The organism is Pantoea anthophila, from assembly GCF_006494375.1.
In the GTDB taxonomy this organism is placed as follows: domain Bacteria; phylum Pseudomonadota; class Gammaproteobacteria; order Enterobacterales; family Enterobacteriaceae; genus Pantoea; species Pantoea anthophila.
In genome coordinates this window covers 51,373-69,305 of sequence record NZ_VHIZ01000012.1, presented here as the reverse complement: position 1 = coordinate 69,305, position 17,933 = coordinate 51,373, and the positions used below count along the sequence as shown (strand labels likewise).

The window sequence follows — 17,933 nt, the reverse complement described above, 5'->3', positions numbered from 1 at the left end:
AAGAGTCTGTAAGCATGCCGGGTTGTCAGACCGGCACCACAGGTCGGGTTCGCCCGGCCTGCTTACAATGCAGTTTGGGGGAATACCATGGCCTATTTCATCGATCGCCGGCTGAACGGCAAAAACAAGAGCGCGGTCAACCGCCAGCGCTTCTTGCGCCGTTACAAGTCACAAATCAAGCAGTCGATCTCCGAGGCCATCAATAAACGCTCGGTGACCGACGTCAGCAGCGGTGAGTCTGTCTCAATCCCGATTGACGACATCAATGAGCCGATCTTCCATCAGGGACGGGGCGGAAATCGCCATCGGGTCCATCCGGGTAACGACCATTTTGTGCAGAATGACCGCATCGAACGGCCTCAGGGTGGTGGAGGCGGTGGCGGCAGTGGTCAGGGCAATGCCAGTCAGGATGGTGAAGGTCAGGATGAGTTTGTCTTTCAGATCTCGAAAGATGAGTATCTTGACCTGCTGTTTGAAGATCTCGCCCTGCCTAACCTGCGCCGCAACCAGCATCGTCAGTTGAACGAATACAAGACCCACCGGGCGGGTTTTACCTCTAACGGCGTACCCGCCAATATCAGCGTGGTGCGCTCGCTGCAGAACTCGCTGGCGCGGCGTACAGCGATGACGGCGGGCAAACGCCGGATGCTGCACGAACTGGAAGAGACGCTTCTGCAGGTGGAGAACACCGAACCGGCACAGCTGCTGGAGGAGGAGCGGCTGCGCAAAGAGATTGCCGAATTGCGGGCCCGCATTGAGCGGGTGCCCTTTATCGACACCTTCGACCTGCGCTATAAAAACTTTGAGAAGCGCCCGGAGCCCTCCAGCCAGGCGGTGATGTTCTGTCTGATGGATGTCTCCGGTTCCATGGATCAGGCGACCAAGGATATGGCGAAACGCTTCTATATCCTGCTCTATCTGTTCCTGAGCCGCACCTACAAGAACGTCGATGTGGTCTACATCCGTCACCACACCCAGGCGAAAGAGGTGGATGAGCAGGAGTTCTTCTACTCGCAGGAGACGGGCGGAACTATCGTCTCCAGTGCGCTGAAACTGATGGATGAGGTGGTGAAGGATCGCTATGACCCGGCGCAGTGGAACATCTATGCGGCGCAGGCGTCCGATGGCGATAACTGGGCCGACGATTCGCCCCTCTGTCATGAGATTCTGGCGAAGCACATTCTGCCGGTGGTGCGCTATTACAGTTATATCGAAATCACCCGCCGTGCCCATCAGACGCTGTGGCGCGAATATGAGCATCTGCAGGCGATGTTCGACAACTTTGCGATTGAGCACATCCGTGAACCGGAAGATATCTACCCGGTGTTTCGTTCACTGTTTCACAAACAGGCCACGGAAGCCTGATTCGCAGACATTGCAGAGTGACGCTCTTTTTTACACGAAGCCGGTTAACCACCGGCTTTTTTTATCAGCTGAATAACCTGTTAAAACAACCTGTTTTCCTCCCCTTGCCTGCCAACCCCCTCATTCTTCACATTAATCTGATTCCGTATACGTTTAAGCAATTCGTATAATGTGCATTTTCACAATGACAACTCCTTGATAAACCATTATCTTTCAGAGATAGCATGGATATTTATCACCGCTTGGGCATCGCACCGTCATATCTCAGGAGACCGGGTTTGAACCACACTATCGTCTACAGTCTGTTTATCATCGGTTCCGTGCTGGTCGCATCGAGCATTCTGCTCAGCTCTTTCTCATCCAGGCTGGGCATTCCTATTCTGGTCATCTTCCTTGCGCTGGGTATGCTGACCGGGGTCGATGGTATCGGAGGCATCGCCTTTGATAACTATCCGGCGGCCTATCTGATTTCCAACCTGGCGCTGGCAATCATCCTGCTGGATGGTGGCATGCGCACCAAAGCCAGTTCGTTTAAGGTCGCGCTGGGACCCGCGCTGTCGCTGGCTACCATCGGCGTCATGATCACCGCCGGCTTAACCGGTGTGGTTGCCGCCTGGTTGTTTAAGCTGGATATGATGCAGGGATTCCTGATTGGCGCGATTATCGGCTCCACGGATGCCGCCGCGGTCTTCTCCCTGCTGGGTGATAAGGGCCTGAACGAGCGCGTCAGCTCGACACTGGAAATCGAGTCAGGCAGCAACGACCCGATGGCGGTGTTTCTGACCATCACCCTGATTGAGATGATCGAACAGGGCCGCAGCGGGCTTGACTGGATGTTTCTGGTGCACCTGGTGCAGCAGTTCGGCCTGGGGATCGTGCTGGGCCTGGGCGGCGGCTGGGCGCTGCAGCAGCTGATTAACCGCATCAGCCTGGCGGGTGGCCTCTATCCGCTGCTGGCGCTGAGTGGCGGCATTCTGGTGTTCGCGCTAACCACCGTGCTGGAGGGCAGCGGCATCCTGGCGGTCTATCTCTGCGGCTTTTTACTCGGCAACAGTCCGATTCGCAACCGCCACGGTATTCTGCAGACCTTTGATGGTATGGCGTGGCTGAGCCAGATTGGCATGTTCATTGTGCTGGGGCTGCTGGTCACCCCTTCCGACTTGTGGCACATCGCCGTGCCGGCGATGATCCTCTCACTGTGGCTGATTCTGGTGGCGCGCCCCCTATCGGTGTTTGTTGGCCTGCTGCCGTTCCGCAGTTTTACCACCCGTGAACGCTTCTTTATCAGCTGGGTCGGGTTACGCGGAGCGGTGCCGATTATCCTGGCGGTGTTCCCGATGATGGCCGGATTAGAAAACGCCTCGCTCTATTTCAACATCGCCTTCTTTGTGGTGCTGGTCTCGCTGATGTTGCAGGGAACCTCGCTGGGCTTTGCGGCAAAAAAAGCCAAGGTGGTGGTGCCGCCGACGGCCTCCCCCATCAGCCGTATCGGTCTGGATATCCATCCGGAGAATCCGTGGGAGCAGTTTGTTTATCAGCTCAGCGCCGACAAGTGGTGTATTGGAGCTGCGCTGCGCGATCTGAAGATGCCGCGCGAGACCCGCATCGCCGCCCTGTTTCGTGACAATGTGCTGATGCATCCCAACGGCGGGACACGCCTCAAAGAGAACGATGTGATCTGCGTGATTGGCCGTGAGCGCGACCTGCCAGCCTTGGGCAAAATGTTCAGTCAGTCGCCGCCGGTTTCGCTCGACCAGCGGTTCTTTGGTGACTTTATTCTGGATGCAGAAGCACGCCTGCGCGACGTCGCGCAGATCTACGGGCTGGAACTGGATGAGAGCACCAACGATCAGCAGTCGCTGGGACAGCTGATGCTGGGCATGCTGGGTGGCGCGCCGGTGGTGGGGGATCAGGTTGAATGGAATGAGCTGACCTGGACCGTGGCGGAAAAAGAGGATAATCGTATCGTGAAAATTGGTGTCCGGCCGGCAGAAGAGAAGGAATAATCCTAATCATTCAGCCACGTTATTTTCTGTTGATACGCTAAGCTTACAGCTCTGTGCCAGAAAAAACGGGAGAAATGAATGGGACACGTGGTTAAAATTGGTCGTTATGAGATTGTTGATGCCGATCTTGACGGTGAGCACCCTGACACCGTCAGCATTCCCTGTCACACCAATCCCGGCTTAATTACCCAACTCGACGGCTGGGATCGCGATACCAGCGTACCGGCGTGGATTGATGGAAAACCGGTGGATCTGCAGATTGGTCATTATGATAAAGAGCAGGACCGCTGGATTTTAAAAAGACCCGCCTGATGTCTTATCACTACCGCCAGTCGCGAGATTTGGCGGTAATTCCTAAAAAGCGTCTTAAACAGTTTAGTTATAACTGCACCCCTGCTTATTTTATCCATATATTACATGGCGTTAGCCGTTTAAAACTTTAATCACTTTTGTTGTTTTCAGATTTTTTCCGTATTAACGCCGTCAAATATCTCCTGCATACTCATTCTCAATGCTGCAACATTTCGTGAGTACCATCACGCTTTAATCTTCATCTTTTTTGCAGCTGTACTGGCTTTACTGACTGCAACAGACTGAAAATTATTTTTAATTTTTCGGTGGCTCACTCCTGAGCGCGTCCCTGATTCTGGTCAGGCCATCTTTTACTTAAGAAAGAGAGCAGGTTTTATGGCAAGTACATTGATAATGAATAGCCCGAGCCGCTCATGGAGCGGCACGCGTAAAAATATCATCGTGAAATTCGCCCTGAGCTTTTCCGATCTGATTGCACTCAACCTCGCATTATTTTTATCCGCCGCAACCATTCAGGGTATTTGGGGCGAGCTGGATACGTTTATTCCCCCGCATCAGATCGAATACCGTTTTGTGGCGCAGTTTATTATGTCCGTGATGTGCACCGGCTGGTTCTGGGTTCGTCTGCGTCACTACACCTATCGCAAACCCTTCTGGTTCGAGCTGAAAGAGATTGTAAAAACGCTGTTTGTTTTCTCACTGCTCGACCTCGCGCTGATCGCGTTTTCGAAATGGGACTTCTCCCGCATGGTGTGGGTTTTCAGCTGGACATATGCCCTGCTGCTGCTGCCGCTGATGCGAACGCTGGTCAAACGCGCCATTAACCGGGCGGGCCAGTGGCAGAAAGAGACCATCATCATCGGCTCCGGCCGCAACGCTACCGAAGCTTATGCTGCCCTGCAGAGTGAGGAGATCCTGGGCTACAACGTGCAGGCCTTTATCTCTGTCGACGATGAGCCCTCTCAGCAGAGCGTCAATGGCGTGCCAGTAATCACCTGGAAAGACATTAACTGGCAGACCATTGACCGCGACAACGTGCAGTTTATTGTGGCCATGGAGTATGAGCAGCAGCCGATGCGTGACCGCTGGCTGAAATTCCTGTCGAAGATGAACTGCCGTTCGGTTTCCGTGATCCCGACGCTGCGCGGCGTGCCGCTCTACGGCACCGACATGTCCTTTATCTTCAGTCATGAAGTGATGATCCTGCGTGTCAGCAACAACCTGGCGAAGCACTCTTCGCGCTTCCTGAAGCGGACCTTTGATATTGTCGTCGCCTCCATGCTGCTGCTGTTCCTCGGCCCGATCTTCGCCCTGCTCTGCTTTATGGTGAAGCGCGATGGCGGCAATGCGATTTATGGGCATGAGCGTGTGGGTCAGGATGGCAAAAAATTCAAATGTCTGAAATTCCGTTCCATGGTGACCAATTCTAAAGAGGTGCTGGAGAAGCTGCTGGCGACCAGTGAAGAAGCCCGAATGGAGTGGGACAAAGATTTCAAACTGAAGAATGACCCGCGCATTACCCGTATCGGTGGCTTCCTGCGTAAAACCAGCCTCGACGAGTTACCGCAGCTGTGGAACGTGATCCGCGGTGAGATGAGCCTGGTCGGCCCGCGCCCGGTAATTGAGGCGGAGCTGGAGCGTTACGCCGGCGATGTGGATTACTATCTGATGGCCAAGCCCGGCATGACCGGCCTGTGGCAGGTCAGCGGACGCAACGATATCGACTACGATACCCGCGTCTACTTTGACTCCTGGTATGTGAAAAACTGGGCACTCTGGACCGATATTGCCATTCTGTTCAAAACCGCAGGCGTCGTGTTACGTCGCGACGGCGCTTACTGAGTTAAAGCCGCGATGCCTGTAAAAAGCAGGCATCGCACTTTCCGCACAGCTTACGCTTTCTTTTTCCCCTCTGAATCATTACCCTCTTCGGCTCGTTTTTTAACAGAACGTTTACCCTCTGGTTGTTATGCAAAAATTTACTTTATTGTTATTGAGCCTGGTGCTGCTGGCACCCTTAGGCATTGACCTCTATTTGCCCACGCTGCCGCAGATTGCTGAAGGGCTGAATACCCCGGTCAGTCTGGTGCAGACCACCATTCCTCTCTTTCTGCTGGTGATGGGGCTGGGACAGCTGGTGACCGGGCCGCTGGTGGACAATTATGGCCGTAAGCCCATCGCTCTGCTGGGGCTGGCGCTCTACATCGCCGGCAGCGTGATTGCCGCCACCGCCACCTCCTTCCCGCTGTTCGTGATTGCCCGTCTGGTGCAGGGCTGCGGCGTCTGCTGCAGCGCGGTCGTCGCCTTCAGCGGCGTGCGTGACCGCCTCAGTGGCGATGCCGCTGCCCGCGCTTACGGCTTTCTGAATGGCGCACTGAACATTGTCCCGGCGCTGGCCCCGCTGCTGGGCGGCCTGCTGGCCAGCGCCTTCGGCTGGCGCGCGCCCTTCTGGTTCCTCTGCGCCTATGGTGTGGTGATTACGCTGCTGGTGCTGATCGGCCTGCCCGAGACGCGTCCGGCAGATACCCTGCGGGTAAAAGGCTTACCGGTGAAGCAGTACGCCGCCATCCTGCGTCAGCCACGCTTTCTGGCGTTTGCGTTCGCCAATGCCGGTGCACTGGGCATGGTGCTGACCTACGTATCGCTGGCACCTCAGGTGCTGATGACCGAAGGCGGGCTGACGCCGATCCAGTTCTCCTTTGCTTTTGGCGCAAATGGTTTCTGGATCATGTTTGTCAGCATGTTCGTCAATAAAGCGATTCGCAAGGCGGGCCGGCCTTTCTGCCTGGCGATGGGATTCTTCACCATGCTGCTGGGCGCGGTGCTGCTGGTTGCCGGGATGCAGATCTTCCCGGCGGCGATGCAGACGCACTGGGCGCTCTACATGTTCCCGGTGGCGGTTTCTGTTGCCGGTCTGGCCTTCACCGTTGGCCCGGCCACCAGCTATGCGCTGGAGCCTTACCAGCAGCAGGCCGGTGTGGCGTCGGCGTTACAGGGATTTATTCAGATGGCGGGCGGTGCCGCAGGCAGCCTGATTATTGTCACACTGCCGGTGGCGGAGAAGCTGTCACTGAGTCTGATGATGCTGATGGGTGCAGCGCTGGCCTTTATCGCCTGGCGCTGCAGCAGAAAAATGCGCGGCAGTCTGACCGCGCTTAGCTGAGAGTGACCGGAACGCGGGGTGCCAGCGCGCACATCAGCTCGTACCCTACCGTTCCGGCTGCTTTCGCCACCTGATCGATTTTCACCTGCTCGCCCCACAGCTCAACCGCTGAGCCGATTCCCGCCTGGGGACAGGGGGTCAGATCCACCGTGATCATATCCATCGACACCGCGCCGACGACCTGGGTCATCACGCCGTCAACGCAGACGGGGGTGCCGGTCGGGGCATGCCGTGGATAGCCGTCGGCATAACCACAGGCGACCACGCCAATCCGCTGCGCGGCGCTGGCATGATAGCGGTAGCCGTAGCCGACCCCGTCGCCCGCCTGCAGCTGCTGCACGGCGATGATCTCACTGCTTAACGTCATCACCGGTTTCAGGCCGCTGCCCGCGATATCCTGCCAGTCGCCGCTGGGTGACGCACCATAGAGCACGATACCCGGGCGAACCCAGTCGAAATGCGCTTCGGGATGCCACAGCGTACAGGCGGAGTTGGAGAGCGATCGCGGACAGTTGAGTCCTTCTGCCGCCTGCTCAATGCGCTGCATGGGCGCAATCAGTCCCTCGGGGTTTTCGGCGTCAGCAAAATGCGCCATCAGCGTCATCTCGCCTGTGTTGCTCAGCGCACGCAGGCTCTGCCAGGCCCCGCTGACCTGTTCCGGCCGAAAACCGAGCCGGTTCATCCCGCTGTTGACCTTAAGATAGATATCCACCGGCGCTGAGAGTCTGGCGTTCGCCAGCGCTTTAATCTGCCAGTTACTGTGAACGCTGGTGGTCAGGCGATAGCGGTCGATCAGTTGCAAATCTTCCGGCCTGAAAAAGCCTTCCAGCAGCAGAATCGGTTTGTTCCAGCCGCGCTCGCGCAGCAGGATCGCCTCTTCCATATTGAGCAGCGCGAAGCCATCGGTGTCAGACAGCGGCTCGCGTACCCGATCAATACCGTGGCCGTAAGCATTGGCTTTAACCACTGACCAGACGCGGGATGCGGGGGCGGCCTGGCGCACGATAGCCAGGTTATGACGTAACGCCTCCGGGTTGATGGTCGCGACAATCGGACGTGACATCCTCTCTCTCCCTGAATACTTAACGAGTTGCGCTGGCGTTACGCAGCGGCGATGAGGTCGCCGCGAAACCAGGTAAGTAGCGGAATACCGCTAAGTCATCCGCCGCAATCGCCGGCGTTTTACCGGAGATCAGATCGGCCAGTAACTGCCCTGAACCACACGCCATCGTCCAGCCCAGCGTTCCGTGACCGGTGTTGAGCCAGAGATTAGAGATGGGGGTGGCGCCGACAATTGGCGTACCGTCTGGCGTCATAGGACGTAAACCGGTCCAGAAACTCGCCTGTGCAAGATGACCGCCTTCAGGATAGAGATCACTGACCACCATCTCCAGCGTTTCCCGCCGCGCTTCGGTCAGTTTGGTGTTAAAACCAACAATCTCTGCCATCCCGCCAACGCGGATACGATCGTCAAACCGGGTCACCGCCACTTTGTAGGTTTCATCGAGGATGGTGGAAACCGGTGCGGCGTCGGGATTTTTGATCGGAATGGTGAGTGAATAACCCTTGAGCGGATAAACCGGGATGCTCAGAACGTTCTTCAGCAGCGCCGTGGAGTAAGAGCCAAAGGCCACCACATAGCTGTCTGCTTTGATGATCTCATCACCGCACTTCACGCCATAAATGCGATTTCCGTCGCGCAGCAGATGATCGACCGGGGTGTTGAAGCGGAATACCACGCCCGCCTCTTCGGCCATCTTTGCCAGCCGCTGGGTAAAGAGCTGACAGTCGCCGGTTTCATCGTTGGGGAGACGTAATCCACCGGTGAGTTTATGCCGGGTTGCCGCCAGTGCAGGTTCCACACGTGACAGCTCATCGGCCTGCAGCAGTTCATAAGGCACCCCCGCGTCACGCAGCACCGCAATATCCTTGCTGGCGCTGTCGAACTGTTGCTGGGTGCGGAACAGCTGCAGCGTTCCGCCCTGCCGGCCTTCATAGGCGATGCCGGTTTCACTCCGCAGCGCTTTCAGGCAGTCCCGGCTGTATTCGGCAATCCGCACCATGCGGCTTTTATTCTGCTGATAGTGGTTGATGTCGCAGTTGCGCAGCATGTGCCACATCCACTCCAGCTGAAAGCTGCTGCCATCCAGCCGGATAGCCAGCGGCGCGTGGCGCTGGAACATCCACTTGACCGCTTTCAGCGGCACGCCTGGCGCGGCCCAGGGGGCGGCATAACCTGGCGAGATCTGACCGGCATTGCCCGCGCTGGTTTCCATCGCCGCGGCAGGCTGACGATCGATGACGGTGACCTGATGTCCGGCTCGCGCCAGATACCAGGCACTGGCTACGCCGACAACCCCACTTCCAAGAATCACTACGTGCATAGTTTCCCCATCCAACGTCTAAAAGCATAATTCACTGTTCAGAAGATGATAGTCAGCGGATCACCGCAGCGGACACCACCCCGAAATCACAGCATCCATTTCACATCTTTTTCACTTTTCAGGTAACTAAAATCTTGCTGCACGATGAATTTCAGCGCTTTATGCGCCTTATTCCTTAAAAGCAGAAATAAATGACAACAAAGGCAGTTAAATCTGCGCATGGCAGGAGAATCATTCAACCTCATACATTCCACTTATAAACAGGATTTTATTCCGCAATCGGGCGTATGGGTCGAATTAAAAACGGTTAAATTCCCTGTTGCCTCACACTTAATGATTTTGTGCCAAAGATTTCATTTGAGTTCGCATTTCGGATAGGCGACAGTGGGCTATCATTGTTGTGTTCGCTCAGTTTTTTTCGGGTTCCCTTTTTCAGGATGAAGCCTTAAATAACCAGAACGGGTTGTCTTTCGGGTCAGCCGGTTTGCCACAAAGAGGTGCGCTATGACGACAATCTTTGACGAAGCCATCAGAGACAGCAAACGACTCAATGACGGACCAGACTGGACATTCGAACTGCTTGATGTCTACTTAGCGGAGATCGACCGCGTCGCGAAGCTCTACCGTCTGGATACCTACCCGCACCAAATCGAAGTGATTACCTCTGAACAGATGATGGATGCCTATTCCAGCGTCGGCATGCCAATCAACTATTCACACTGGTCATTCGGCAAAAAGTTTATCGAAACCGAGCAGCGCTATAAGCACGGTCAGCAGGGCCTGGCCTATGAGATTGTCATCAACTCCAATCCCTGCATCGCCTACCTGATGGAAGAGAACACCATGACCATGCAGGCGCTGGTGATGGCACATGCCTGCTATGGTCATAACTCTTTCTTCAAAAATAACTACCTGTTCCGTAGCTGGACGGATGCCGGATCGATTGTCGATTACCTGCTGTTTGCCAAAAACTATATCAGTGACTGCGAAGAGCGTTATGGCGTTGAAGAGGTGGAGCGGCTGCTCGACTCCTGCCACGCCTTAATGAATTATGGCGTGGATCGCTATAAACGCCCGCAGAAGATCTCTCTGCAGGAGGAGAAAGCCCGCCAGAAAAGCCGGGAGGAGTATCTGCAGAGTCAGGTGAACACGCTCTGGCGCACGCTGCCGCGGCGTGAAAAAGAGGCGGTCACGTTCGAAGCCGCACGCTATCCTTCTGAGCCGCAGGAGAACCTGCTCTATTTCATGGAGAAGAATGCGCCGCTGCTGGAGCCGTGGCAGCGTGAGATCCTGCGCATTGTGCGCAAGGTGAGCCAGTATTTCTATCCGCAGAAGCAGACTCAGGTGATGAATGAGGGCTGGGCAACCTTCTGGCACTACACCATCCTTAATCACCTCTATGACGAAGGTAAAGTGTCGGAACGCTTCATGATGGAGTTTCTGCACAGCCATACCAATGTGGTCTATCAGCCGCCCTATAACAGCCAGTGGTATAACGGCATTAACCCCTATGCTCTGGGCTTCGCGATGATGCAGGATATCAAGCGTATCTGTCAGTCCCCTACCGAAGAGGATCGCTACTGGTTCCCGGATATTGCGGGTTCTGACTGGCTGGATACGCTCCATTTTGCGATGCGTGAGTTTAAGGATGAGAGCTTCATCAGCCAGTTCCTGTCGCCGAAGGTGATGCGCGACTTCCGGCTGTTTACCGTGCTGGATGATGACCGCAACAACTATCTCGAAATCGCCGCCATTCACGATGAGGCTGGCTATCGGGCGATCCGCCAGCAGCTCTCTGCCCAATACAACCTGAGTAATCTCGAACCCAATATTCAGGTTTATAATGTCGATCTGCGCGGTGACCGTTCGCTGACCCTGCGCTATGTACCGCAGAGCCGCACGCCGCTGGACAAGAGCCGCCGCGAAGTGCTGAAGCACGTGCATCGGCTGTGGGGATTTGATGTGATTCTGGAGCAACAGAATGAGGATGGCAGCGTTGAGCTGCTGGACCGCAACCCGCCGCGAAATACCTCACTCTGACCGCATAAAAAACCGGACGCGATGTCCGGTTTTTTTTATCGTTTATTGCCGAGATCGTCAGGCAGATTCTTCTGCATGCTGTGCCAGATTTCACCGCTGCGGCGACCGTAGTTGCGCACCACCTCCACAATCTCATCCTGTCCCGGCGATGTGTCACACAGCGCCAGCAGCGTCAGATAAAAATCACGTGCCACCTGACGGGCTTCGGGATTTGAGAAGTAGTGACGTCCCACACGAGTGTAGAGCCCTTTCAGGCCGTTAAGGATCAGACCATAAATCGGGTTGCCGGAAGCAAACGCCAGACCGCGGAAGACGCGGTAGTCGAGTTCGGTATAGGCATCCGCCTGGTCGGCCGTCGCATCGACCGTCTCCAGCACCTCACGCGCCTTGTCAGGATGATGACGCAGTGCTCGGCTGATAAAGATGGAAGAGATATTGCTGCGCACTGACAGCAGGTTGTCGATCAGCACCGGCACGCTGTCGTGGTCGAGGCGCGCCAGGGTTTCGAGGATATTCAGGCCAGAGGTCTCCCAGAAATCATTCACCCGGGTCGGTTTACCGTGCTGAATCGTCAGCCAGCCATCACGCGCCAGGCGCTGCAGCACTTCACGCAGGGTCGTACGTGTCACCCCGATCAATTCAGAAAGCTCACGCTCAGCAGGAAGAATCGACCCCGGGGGAAAGCGGCTGTTCCAGATGCTTTCAATAATGTACTCTTCAGCAAATCCCGCTGGACTCTGCGCCTTTATAACCATAGCAATGTGTTCTCGTTGCTTTTCTAATCGTGATGGGCACTCATCATACCAGACGCCCTATAGCGGATATAGCCTGCGCAACCATTAAAACCGGGCGCAGCGCATATTTCAGGTTGCCTCTCCGGTGCTCCTGGGGGCTAACGGAGTAAAGCTGATTGCGCAGCAAAATGCCAGACGCCCCATAATCGCAAAACACGCGGCTTATTTTCACATAACCTGTTCTGGATCAGTCTGAGGTCATGTCCGGATACGATTTTTCGCTGGCCCGGGCTGGTTTGCCCCCGCTTTTGGTTTACACTGCGTGGCATTAACGTTTACAGGGAATGCAATATGTTGCGATATCTGAATCACTGTTCCCGGGGCCGCGGAGCCTGGTTATTACTGGCACTGACTGCACTGGCGCTGGAGCTCACGGCATTATGGTTTCAGCATGTGATGGGCCTGAAGCCCTGCGTCATGTGTATCTACGAGCGCAACGCGCTGTTTGGTGTGATGGGCGCGGGTCTGGTCGGCGCGATTGCGCCAAAATCGCCGTTGCGTCTGGCGGCGCTGGCGTTATGGATCTACAGTGCCTGGGAAGGTCTGCGTCTCTCCTGGGAACACACCATGATTCAGCTGCACCCTAACCCCTTTACCACCTGTGATTTTGCCGCCCGCTTCCCCAGCGGTCTGCCGCTGGATAAGTGGCTGCCGTCGGTGTTTCTCGCCAGCGGTGACTGCGCCGAGCGCAGCTGGACCTTTCTGACGCTCAGTATGCCGCAATGGATGATTGGGGTATTTGCCGCTTATCTGCTGGTGGCGGTGCTGGTGCTGATTGCCCAGCCTTTTAAAGCAAAACGGCGCGACCTGTTTGGTCGCTGAACAGAAAAAAGGCTGCCCGTGGCAGCCTTTTTTTCATCCTGTCCCGGACAGCGGCACTCAGCCGTTGCGATCGGGCCGATCGATGATGTGATCTTCCCAGTCCCGCACTTCACTCTCGCGAACCGCAATGTAGCGCACCGAAATACGCTGTGCGTGCATCTGCGCTTTCGAACCGGCGCGCAGCGGATGCCAGGCCGGTAAGCCCTTGCCCTCGCCCAGCAACCGGTAGGCGCAGGTACGCGGCAGCCAGTTGAAGGTGGTCAGGTTTTCACGGGTCAGCTTGATGCAATCCTCTTCTAACTCAAAGCGGCGCTCATAGTTGCGGCACTGGCAGGTTTTGATATTGAGCTGGTTGCAGGCGACGTTAGTGAAATAGATCTCATCCGTGTCGGCGTCCTGCAACTTGTTCAGGCAGCACTGGCCGCATCCATCACATAAGGATTCCCATTCCTCATCGCTCATTTGTGCCAGGCGTTTATGTTGCCAGAAAGGGGTGTCAGTCATGATGATTGTCCGCAGTGTGCCTAAACCGCACCTTATAAAGCCTATGCGGTGGTGATGCAAGTCTTTAGAGCACGCGCGTGCTGATCCCATGCCCCGCCAGAGAGACTTCGATCTGGTCGCCGGCGCGCATCGGACCCACCCCTTCCGGCGTACCGGTCAGAATCACATCGCCGGCGCGCAGCGTGAAGTAGCGACTCATGTGGGCAATCAGCGGCAGAATTTTATGAATCATATCTGCCGTGCTGCCCTGCTGACGCACTTCACCATTCACCAGCAGCTTAAGCTCCACATTCTGCGGATCGTCGCTGAACTCCGCGACCGGGATAAAACCGGAGATGGGGCAGGCATTGTCGAAGCCTTTCGATTTTTCCCACGGCTGGCCCGCTTTTTTCAGCCCGGCCTGCAGGTCACGCAGCGTCAGATCCAGCGCCACACCATAGCCTGCAATGGCCTTCGCCACATGCTCTTCGGTTGCTTGTTTCAGGGTTGCGCCAATCAGCACGGCCAGTTCAACTTCATGATGCACTTCGCCAAACGCATCCGGGATAGAGAGCGGCTGACGCAGATCACAGAGCGCCGTTTCCGGCTTGATGAAGATCACCGGTTCTGTTGGGGTGGCGCTCCCCATCTCTTTGATGTGTTTTGCGTAGTTACTGCCGACGCAAACCACTTTGCTGACCGGAAAATCTAACAGAGCGCCTTGCCAGTTACGATGCTGATACATGCTCATCCCCTGTTCAGGTTAGGTGTGATGCCAGCACTGCTGGCGGGTTGATGTTTGCTTTTGCGCTGGTCAATCTGCCAGCCTCATGGCGAGATAATAAGATCCTTTTAACGGTCCGGGGTGCGGAATTTGTCAAAAAGCGTAAACAGCGCCGCCGAAGTGCTGAATAATCGTACAAATAAGGGCAAAAAGCCGGGCAGGAAATTTAATGAGAGTGAAAACAGATAAGCTGCGCCGTTAATTCTGCGCAGCCTCAGAGCAATATTATCCTGACAAAATCGCGACGGCAGGATTTATATTTACAGAAGAATCCGAGTTAAACTTTTTTATCGGCCTCTAAATGAATTTTCAGCAGACTTTCGATCGGCGGTGGAATCTGCAAATAATAGCCCTGCTCGCTCAATCCCTGCTTAACTTTATTGATATCCGCATTTGCCAGCCTGTCGCGCCCCGCCAGCTTTAGCACCATCGCCAGCTGCGGCTTGCCAAACCCTTTCAGCAATTCCTCCGGCACGCGGGAGAAATCGTCCTTTTTTTCAACATAGAGATAAGTCTGGTCACGTAACGGGCTTCTGTAGATCACACAAAACATATTTTTTACTCGAATTAACCGGGGTTGAGGCTTGTCTGAATATAGCTGTAACTATAACATGCTTGCAGAACTTCGAATATTCACCGTTAGCGCTTCAGTGACGATTTTATCATCGCCTGGCTGACGGTAGTGAAAACAGGACTGAGTCGGGACAGATGTCGCAAACGCCAATCGAATTCAAAGGTAGCAGTTTCACCCTGTCTGTCGTCCATTTGCATCACCATGACCCGGCGGTGATTCGCAAGGCACTTCAGGACAAGATTGACCAGGCTCCGGACTTCCTGAAAAACGCCCCGGTGGTGCTTAACGTTGCCACCCTGAGTGCCGATGTTAACTGGAAGCAGTTGCAGCAGGCGATTCTTGCCACCGGCTTACGCATTGTTGGCGTAAGCGGCTGCAAGGATGAGGCGCTGAAACGCATGATCGCCCGTGCCGGTTTGCCGGTACTGGCAGAGGGTAAAGAGGCCAGGCCGCAGGTGCAAGCCCCTGCCCCTGCCGCTGTGCCTGAACCGCAGCCGGTGGCAGCGGAAGCGGTGGCCGCGAAAACCCGCATCGTGAACACCCCGGTGCGCTCAGGCCAGCAGATTTATGCACGTGATGCCGATTTGATCATCACCAGCAGCGTCAGCGCCGGTGCCGAACTGGTTGCTGATGGCAATATTCACATTTACGGCATGATGCGCGGTCGCGCCCTGGCGGGTGCCAGCGGTGACCGCAACTGCCAGATATTCTGTACTAACCTGGCCGCTGAGCTGGTTTCGATTGCCGGGGAGTACTGGATCATGGATCAGATCCCGCAAGAATTTTTTGGTAAAGCTGCGCGCCTGTGCCTGCAGGATGGCGCGCTGACTATCCAGACACTTAATTAGGCCCCTTTTCTTTTGTTAAGGAAATCAACATTTATGGCACGCATTATTGTAGTTACATCCGGTAAAGGGGGCGTTGGTAAGACCACGTCAAGCGCGGCCATCGCCACCGGTTTAGCGCAGAAAGGCAAGAAAACGGTCGTGATCGACTTCGATATCGGTCTGCGTAATCTGGATTTGATCATGGGCTGTGAGCGCCGTGTGGTCTACGATTTCGTCAACGTCATCCAGGGCGATGCCACCCTGAACCAGGCGCTGATCCGCGACAAACGCACCGAGCAGCTCTACATTCTGCCTGCGTCACAGACCCGCGACAAAGATGCGCTGACCCGTGAAGGCGTTGAAAAAGTCCTGAACGATCTGGCCGCGATGGAGTTCGATTTCATCGTCTGCGATTCACCGGCAGGGATTGAAACCGGCGCCCTGATGGCGCTCTACTTTGCCGATGAAGCCATCATCACCACCAACCCGGAAGTCTCTTCAGTCCGTGACTCCGACCGTATTCTCGGCATCATCTCCTCTAAATCCCGTCGCGCAGAAAACAGTCAGGAGCCGGTAAAAGAGCACCTGCTGCTGACCCGCTACAACCCGGGTCGCGTCAGCCGTGGCGATATGCTGAGCATGGAAGATGTGCTGGAAATCCTGCGCATTCCTCTGGTCGGCGTCATCCCGGAAGATCAGTCGGTATTACGTGCCTCCAACCAGGGCGAACCGGTGATCCTGGACGGTGAATCTGATGCTGGCAAAGCCTATGCCGATACCGTTGAACGGTTGCTCGGTGAAGTACGCCCCTTCCGCTTTATTGAAGAAGAGAAGAAGGGTTTCCTGAAACGACTGTTCGGGGGATAAAACCATGGCATTACTTGATTTCTTTTTATCCCGGAAGAAGAACACTGCCAACATAGCCAAGGAAAGGCTGCAGATTATCGTGGCAGAACGGAGAAGGGGCGACAGTGAGCCCCACTATCTTCCGCAACTTAAGCGTGACATTCTGGAAGTGATTTGCAAATATGTGAAGATCGATCCAGAGATGGTCACGGTACAGCTCGATCAGAAAGGTGATGATATCTCGATTCTGGAGCTGAACGTGACGCTTCCGGAGACGGAAGACGCGACTAAATGATTCTGACCGCCGCCTGAATTTCCCCTGCGCAGTGGCAGGGGAAATTTATCCGGTCAGCAACCCGCCAGGATCTCATCAATGCCGGGTTTCAGCAGTTCGCCCCGCCATCCGGTCAGTAACTCCGGTGGACGCCCCTGCGGCTTAATGCCCCAGTGCTGACTCAGCACCTGATTAATCTGACGGCGTGACGCCAGCAACTCCTGACTGAAGCCACTCTGCTCACTGACCTGCTGCACCAGCGCCTTCATCGCTTTGAAGACCGATTTGTAATTCGGATGGTCGATCAGATTTCCCAGCGGAGCCGGTAATTCACTCTCCTCCAGTGCCGCCGCTTCCGCCACCAGCGCGACCAGCGTTTTGCCGTGAAAACGAATTTCGTGTCCTGACAGCCCCAGATGATCGAGTTCACCCAGCGAGCCCGGCATAAAGCGCGCCACCTTCCACAGGTTTTCTTCGCGCACCACAAAGTTAACCGCCATATCCTTTTCACGCGCCAGCGTCAGACGCCAGGCCGCCAGGCGCTGCAGCGCCGCCAGCTGACGCGGACGCAGTTGCCAGGCGTTGGTGATATCGCGCCAGGCCTCTTCCGGGGCCAGACTGTCCAGACGGCGCTGACAGAGGTTATCGCACTCGCTGAGTGCGGCGGCCATGTTGCCCGCCTCTTCCGTATTGACCATCAGCTGACGGGCAATCGGCAGCAGGTAGTGAACGTCGGCTGCCGCATAGACACACTGGCGTTCCGTCAGGGGACGGGCTAACCAGTCGGTGCGTGATTCGCTTTTATCGAGTTCAACCTGGGTGAAGTGCGCCACCATCGCGGCGAAGCCCCAGGAGAGTGGCTGGCCGGAGAAGGCCGCCAGAATCTGGGTGTCGATCATCGGTGTCGGCAGCACGCCAAAACGGTGCAGGAACACCTCCAGATCTTCGCCGCCCGCATGCAGGAATTTGGTCACGGCGGTGTCGGTCAGCAGCGCCACAAAGGGTGACCAGTCGCGGATGTTGAGCGGGTCTATCAGCACCAGTTGTTCGTCGTCATACAGCTGGATCAGGCCAAGCTGAGGGTAATAAGTGCGGGTACGCACAAACTCGGTATCCAGTGCCACCGCCGCGTGCTGGCGCGCTTTCTGGCACACGTCTGCCAGTTGATCATCCTGGTCGATAAGGGAATAGTTCACGTCTGATTTCCACCGCAGCAGACTCCGCGCGGCGCTCCATGTTAAAAACAATAAAAACGCCGG

At 55.7% G+C, this 17,933-nt stretch carries 17 protein-coding genes; 10 read left to right on the top strand and 7 right to left on the bottom strand.

Annotated elements, in window-relative coordinates; genetic code table 11:
- Positions 1 to 87 precede the first annotated feature (87 nt).
- From FJW00_RS01710 to FJW00_RS01690, 5 genes are all read left to right on the top strand, one after another.
- Positions 88 to 1,365 carry a YeaH/YhbH family protein gene (locus tag FJW00_RS01710; protein ID WP_111207572.1) on the top strand — a complete coding sequence of 426 codons (1,278 nt, stop codon included), beginning with the start codon at positions 88 to 90 and terminating at the stop codon, positions 1,363 to 1,365.
- Positions 1,366 to 1,643: 278 nt separating this feature from the next.
- On the top strand, positions 1,644 to 3,371 hold the full coding sequence (locus FJW00_RS01705; RefSeq protein ID WP_140922927.1) for a potassium/proton antiporter: 1,728 nt from the start codon (positions 1,644 to 1,646) through the stop codon (positions 3,369 to 3,371).
- 78 nt (positions 3,372 to 3,449) lie between these two features.
- A complete protein-coding gene (locus tag FJW00_RS01700) occupies positions 3,450 to 3,683 on the top strand; it encodes a DUF1480 family protein (RefSeq protein WP_009089872.1) in 234 nt (77 codons plus the stop codon).
- Between the two features lie 375 nt (positions 3,684 to 4,058).
- A complete protein-coding gene (wbaP, locus tag FJW00_RS01695) occupies positions 4,059 to 5,525 on the top strand; it encodes an undecaprenyl-phosphate galactose phosphotransferase WbaP (RefSeq protein WP_033736229.1) in 1,467 nt (488 codons plus the stop codon).
- A 127-nt stretch (positions 5,526 to 5,652) separates the two neighbouring features.
- Positions 5,653 to 6,846 (top strand): multidrug effflux MFS transporter, encoded by a 1,194-nt coding sequence (locus FJW00_RS01690; RefSeq protein ID WP_140922926.1) that lies wholly within the window; start codon positions 5,653 to 5,655, stop codon positions 6,844 to 6,846.
- On the opposite strand, the gene dadX is transcribed toward FJW00_RS01690, so the two are convergent.
- Both dadX and FJW00_RS01680 read right to left on the bottom strand, forming a co-directional pair.
- Positions 6,839 to 7,909: a catabolic alanine racemase DadX gene (gene dadX, locus FJW00_RS01685; RefSeq protein WP_009089866.1), complete on the bottom strand. Its 1,071-nt coding sequence runs from the start codon at positions 7,907 to 7,909 to the stop codon at positions 6,839 to 6,841. The genes FJW00_RS01690 and dadX overlap by 8 nt on opposite strands.
- Positions 7,910 to 7,928: 19 nt before the next feature.
- Positions 7,929 to 9,230: a D-amino acid dehydrogenase gene (locus tag FJW00_RS01680; RefSeq protein ID WP_009089864.1), complete on the bottom strand. Its 1,302-nt coding sequence runs from the start codon at positions 9,228 to 9,230 to the stop codon at positions 7,929 to 7,931.
- 504 nt (positions 9,231 to 9,734) lie between these two features.
- Here FJW00_RS01680 and FJW00_RS01675 point away from each other — a divergent pair.
- On the top strand, positions 9,735 to 11,270 hold the full coding sequence (locus tag FJW00_RS01675) for a SpoVR family protein (protein WP_009089862.1): 1,536 nt from the start codon (positions 9,735 to 9,737) through the stop codon (positions 11,268 to 11,270).
- 35 nt (positions 11,271 to 11,305) lie between these two features.
- Here FJW00_RS01675 and fadR read toward each other — a convergent pair whose 3' ends face one another.
- Complete coding sequence (gene fadR, locus FJW00_RS01670) at positions 11,306 to 12,025, bottom strand: fatty acid metabolism transcriptional regulator FadR (RefSeq protein ID WP_009089861.1); 720 nt, start codon at positions 12,023 to 12,025, stop codon at positions 11,306 to 11,308.
- Between the two features lie 330 nt (positions 12,026 to 12,355).
- Here fadR and dsbB point away from each other — a divergent pair, with 330 nt between their 5' ends.
- Positions 12,356 to 12,886 carry a disulfide bond formation protein DsbB gene (dsbB, locus tag FJW00_RS01665; RefSeq protein WP_009089859.1) on the top strand — a complete coding sequence of 177 codons (531 nt, stop codon included), beginning with the start codon at positions 12,356 to 12,358 and terminating at the stop codon, positions 12,884 to 12,886.
- Between the two features lie 57 nt (positions 12,887 to 12,943).
- Here the strand turns inward: dsbB and ycgN are convergent, their stop codons facing one another.
- From ycgN to FJW00_RS01650, 3 genes are all read right to left on the bottom strand, one after another.
- Positions 12,944 to 13,390 carry a cysteine cluster protein YcgN gene (gene ycgN / locus FJW00_RS01660; RefSeq protein ID WP_009089856.1) on the bottom strand — a complete coding sequence of 149 codons (447 nt, stop codon included), beginning with the start codon at positions 13,388 to 13,390 and terminating at the stop codon, positions 12,944 to 12,946.
- Between the two features lie 64 nt (positions 13,391 to 13,454).
- Entirely contained in the window at positions 13,455 to 14,114 is a 660-nt protein-coding gene (locus tag FJW00_RS01655; protein WP_140922925.1) for a fumarylacetoacetate hydrolase family protein, read from the bottom strand.
- Positions 14,115 to 14,430: 316 nt separating this feature from the next.
- Positions 14,431 to 14,706 carry a YcgL domain-containing protein gene (locus tag FJW00_RS01650; RefSeq protein WP_009089851.1) on the bottom strand — a complete coding sequence of 92 codons (276 nt, stop codon included), beginning with the start codon at positions 14,704 to 14,706 and terminating at the stop codon, positions 14,431 to 14,433.
- Positions 14,707 to 14,861: 155 nt separating this feature from the next.
- Here FJW00_RS01650 and minC point away from each other — a divergent pair, with 155 nt between their 5' ends.
- Genes minC through minE form a run of 3 tightly spaced genes read left to right on the top strand, consistent with a single transcriptional unit; the run spans position 14,862 to position 16,695 of the window.
- Positions 14,862 to 15,575: a septum site-determining protein MinC gene (minC, locus tag FJW00_RS01645; protein WP_009089848.1), complete on the top strand. Its 714-nt coding sequence runs from the start codon at positions 14,862 to 14,864 to the stop codon at positions 15,573 to 15,575.
- 33 nt (positions 15,576 to 15,608) lie between these two features.
- On the top strand, positions 15,609 to 16,421 hold the full coding sequence (gene minD / locus FJW00_RS01640; protein WP_046101942.1) for a septum site-determining protein MinD: 813 nt from the start codon (positions 15,609 to 15,611) through the stop codon (positions 16,419 to 16,421).
- Positions 16,422 to 16,425: 4 nt separating this feature from the next.
- A complete protein-coding gene (gene minE / locus FJW00_RS01635) occupies positions 16,426 to 16,695 on the top strand; it encodes a cell division topological specificity factor MinE (protein ID WP_009089844.1) in 270 nt (89 codons plus the stop codon).
- Positions 16,696 to 16,748: 53 nt separating this feature from the next.
- Here the strand turns inward: minE and rnd are convergent, their stop codons facing one another.
- On the bottom strand, positions 16,749 to 17,870 hold the full coding sequence (gene rnd, locus FJW00_RS01630) for a ribonuclease D (RefSeq protein ID WP_058957296.1): 1,122 nt from the start codon (positions 17,868 to 17,870) through the stop codon (positions 16,749 to 16,751).
- Between the last annotated feature and the right edge of the window lie 63 nt (positions 17,871 to 17,933).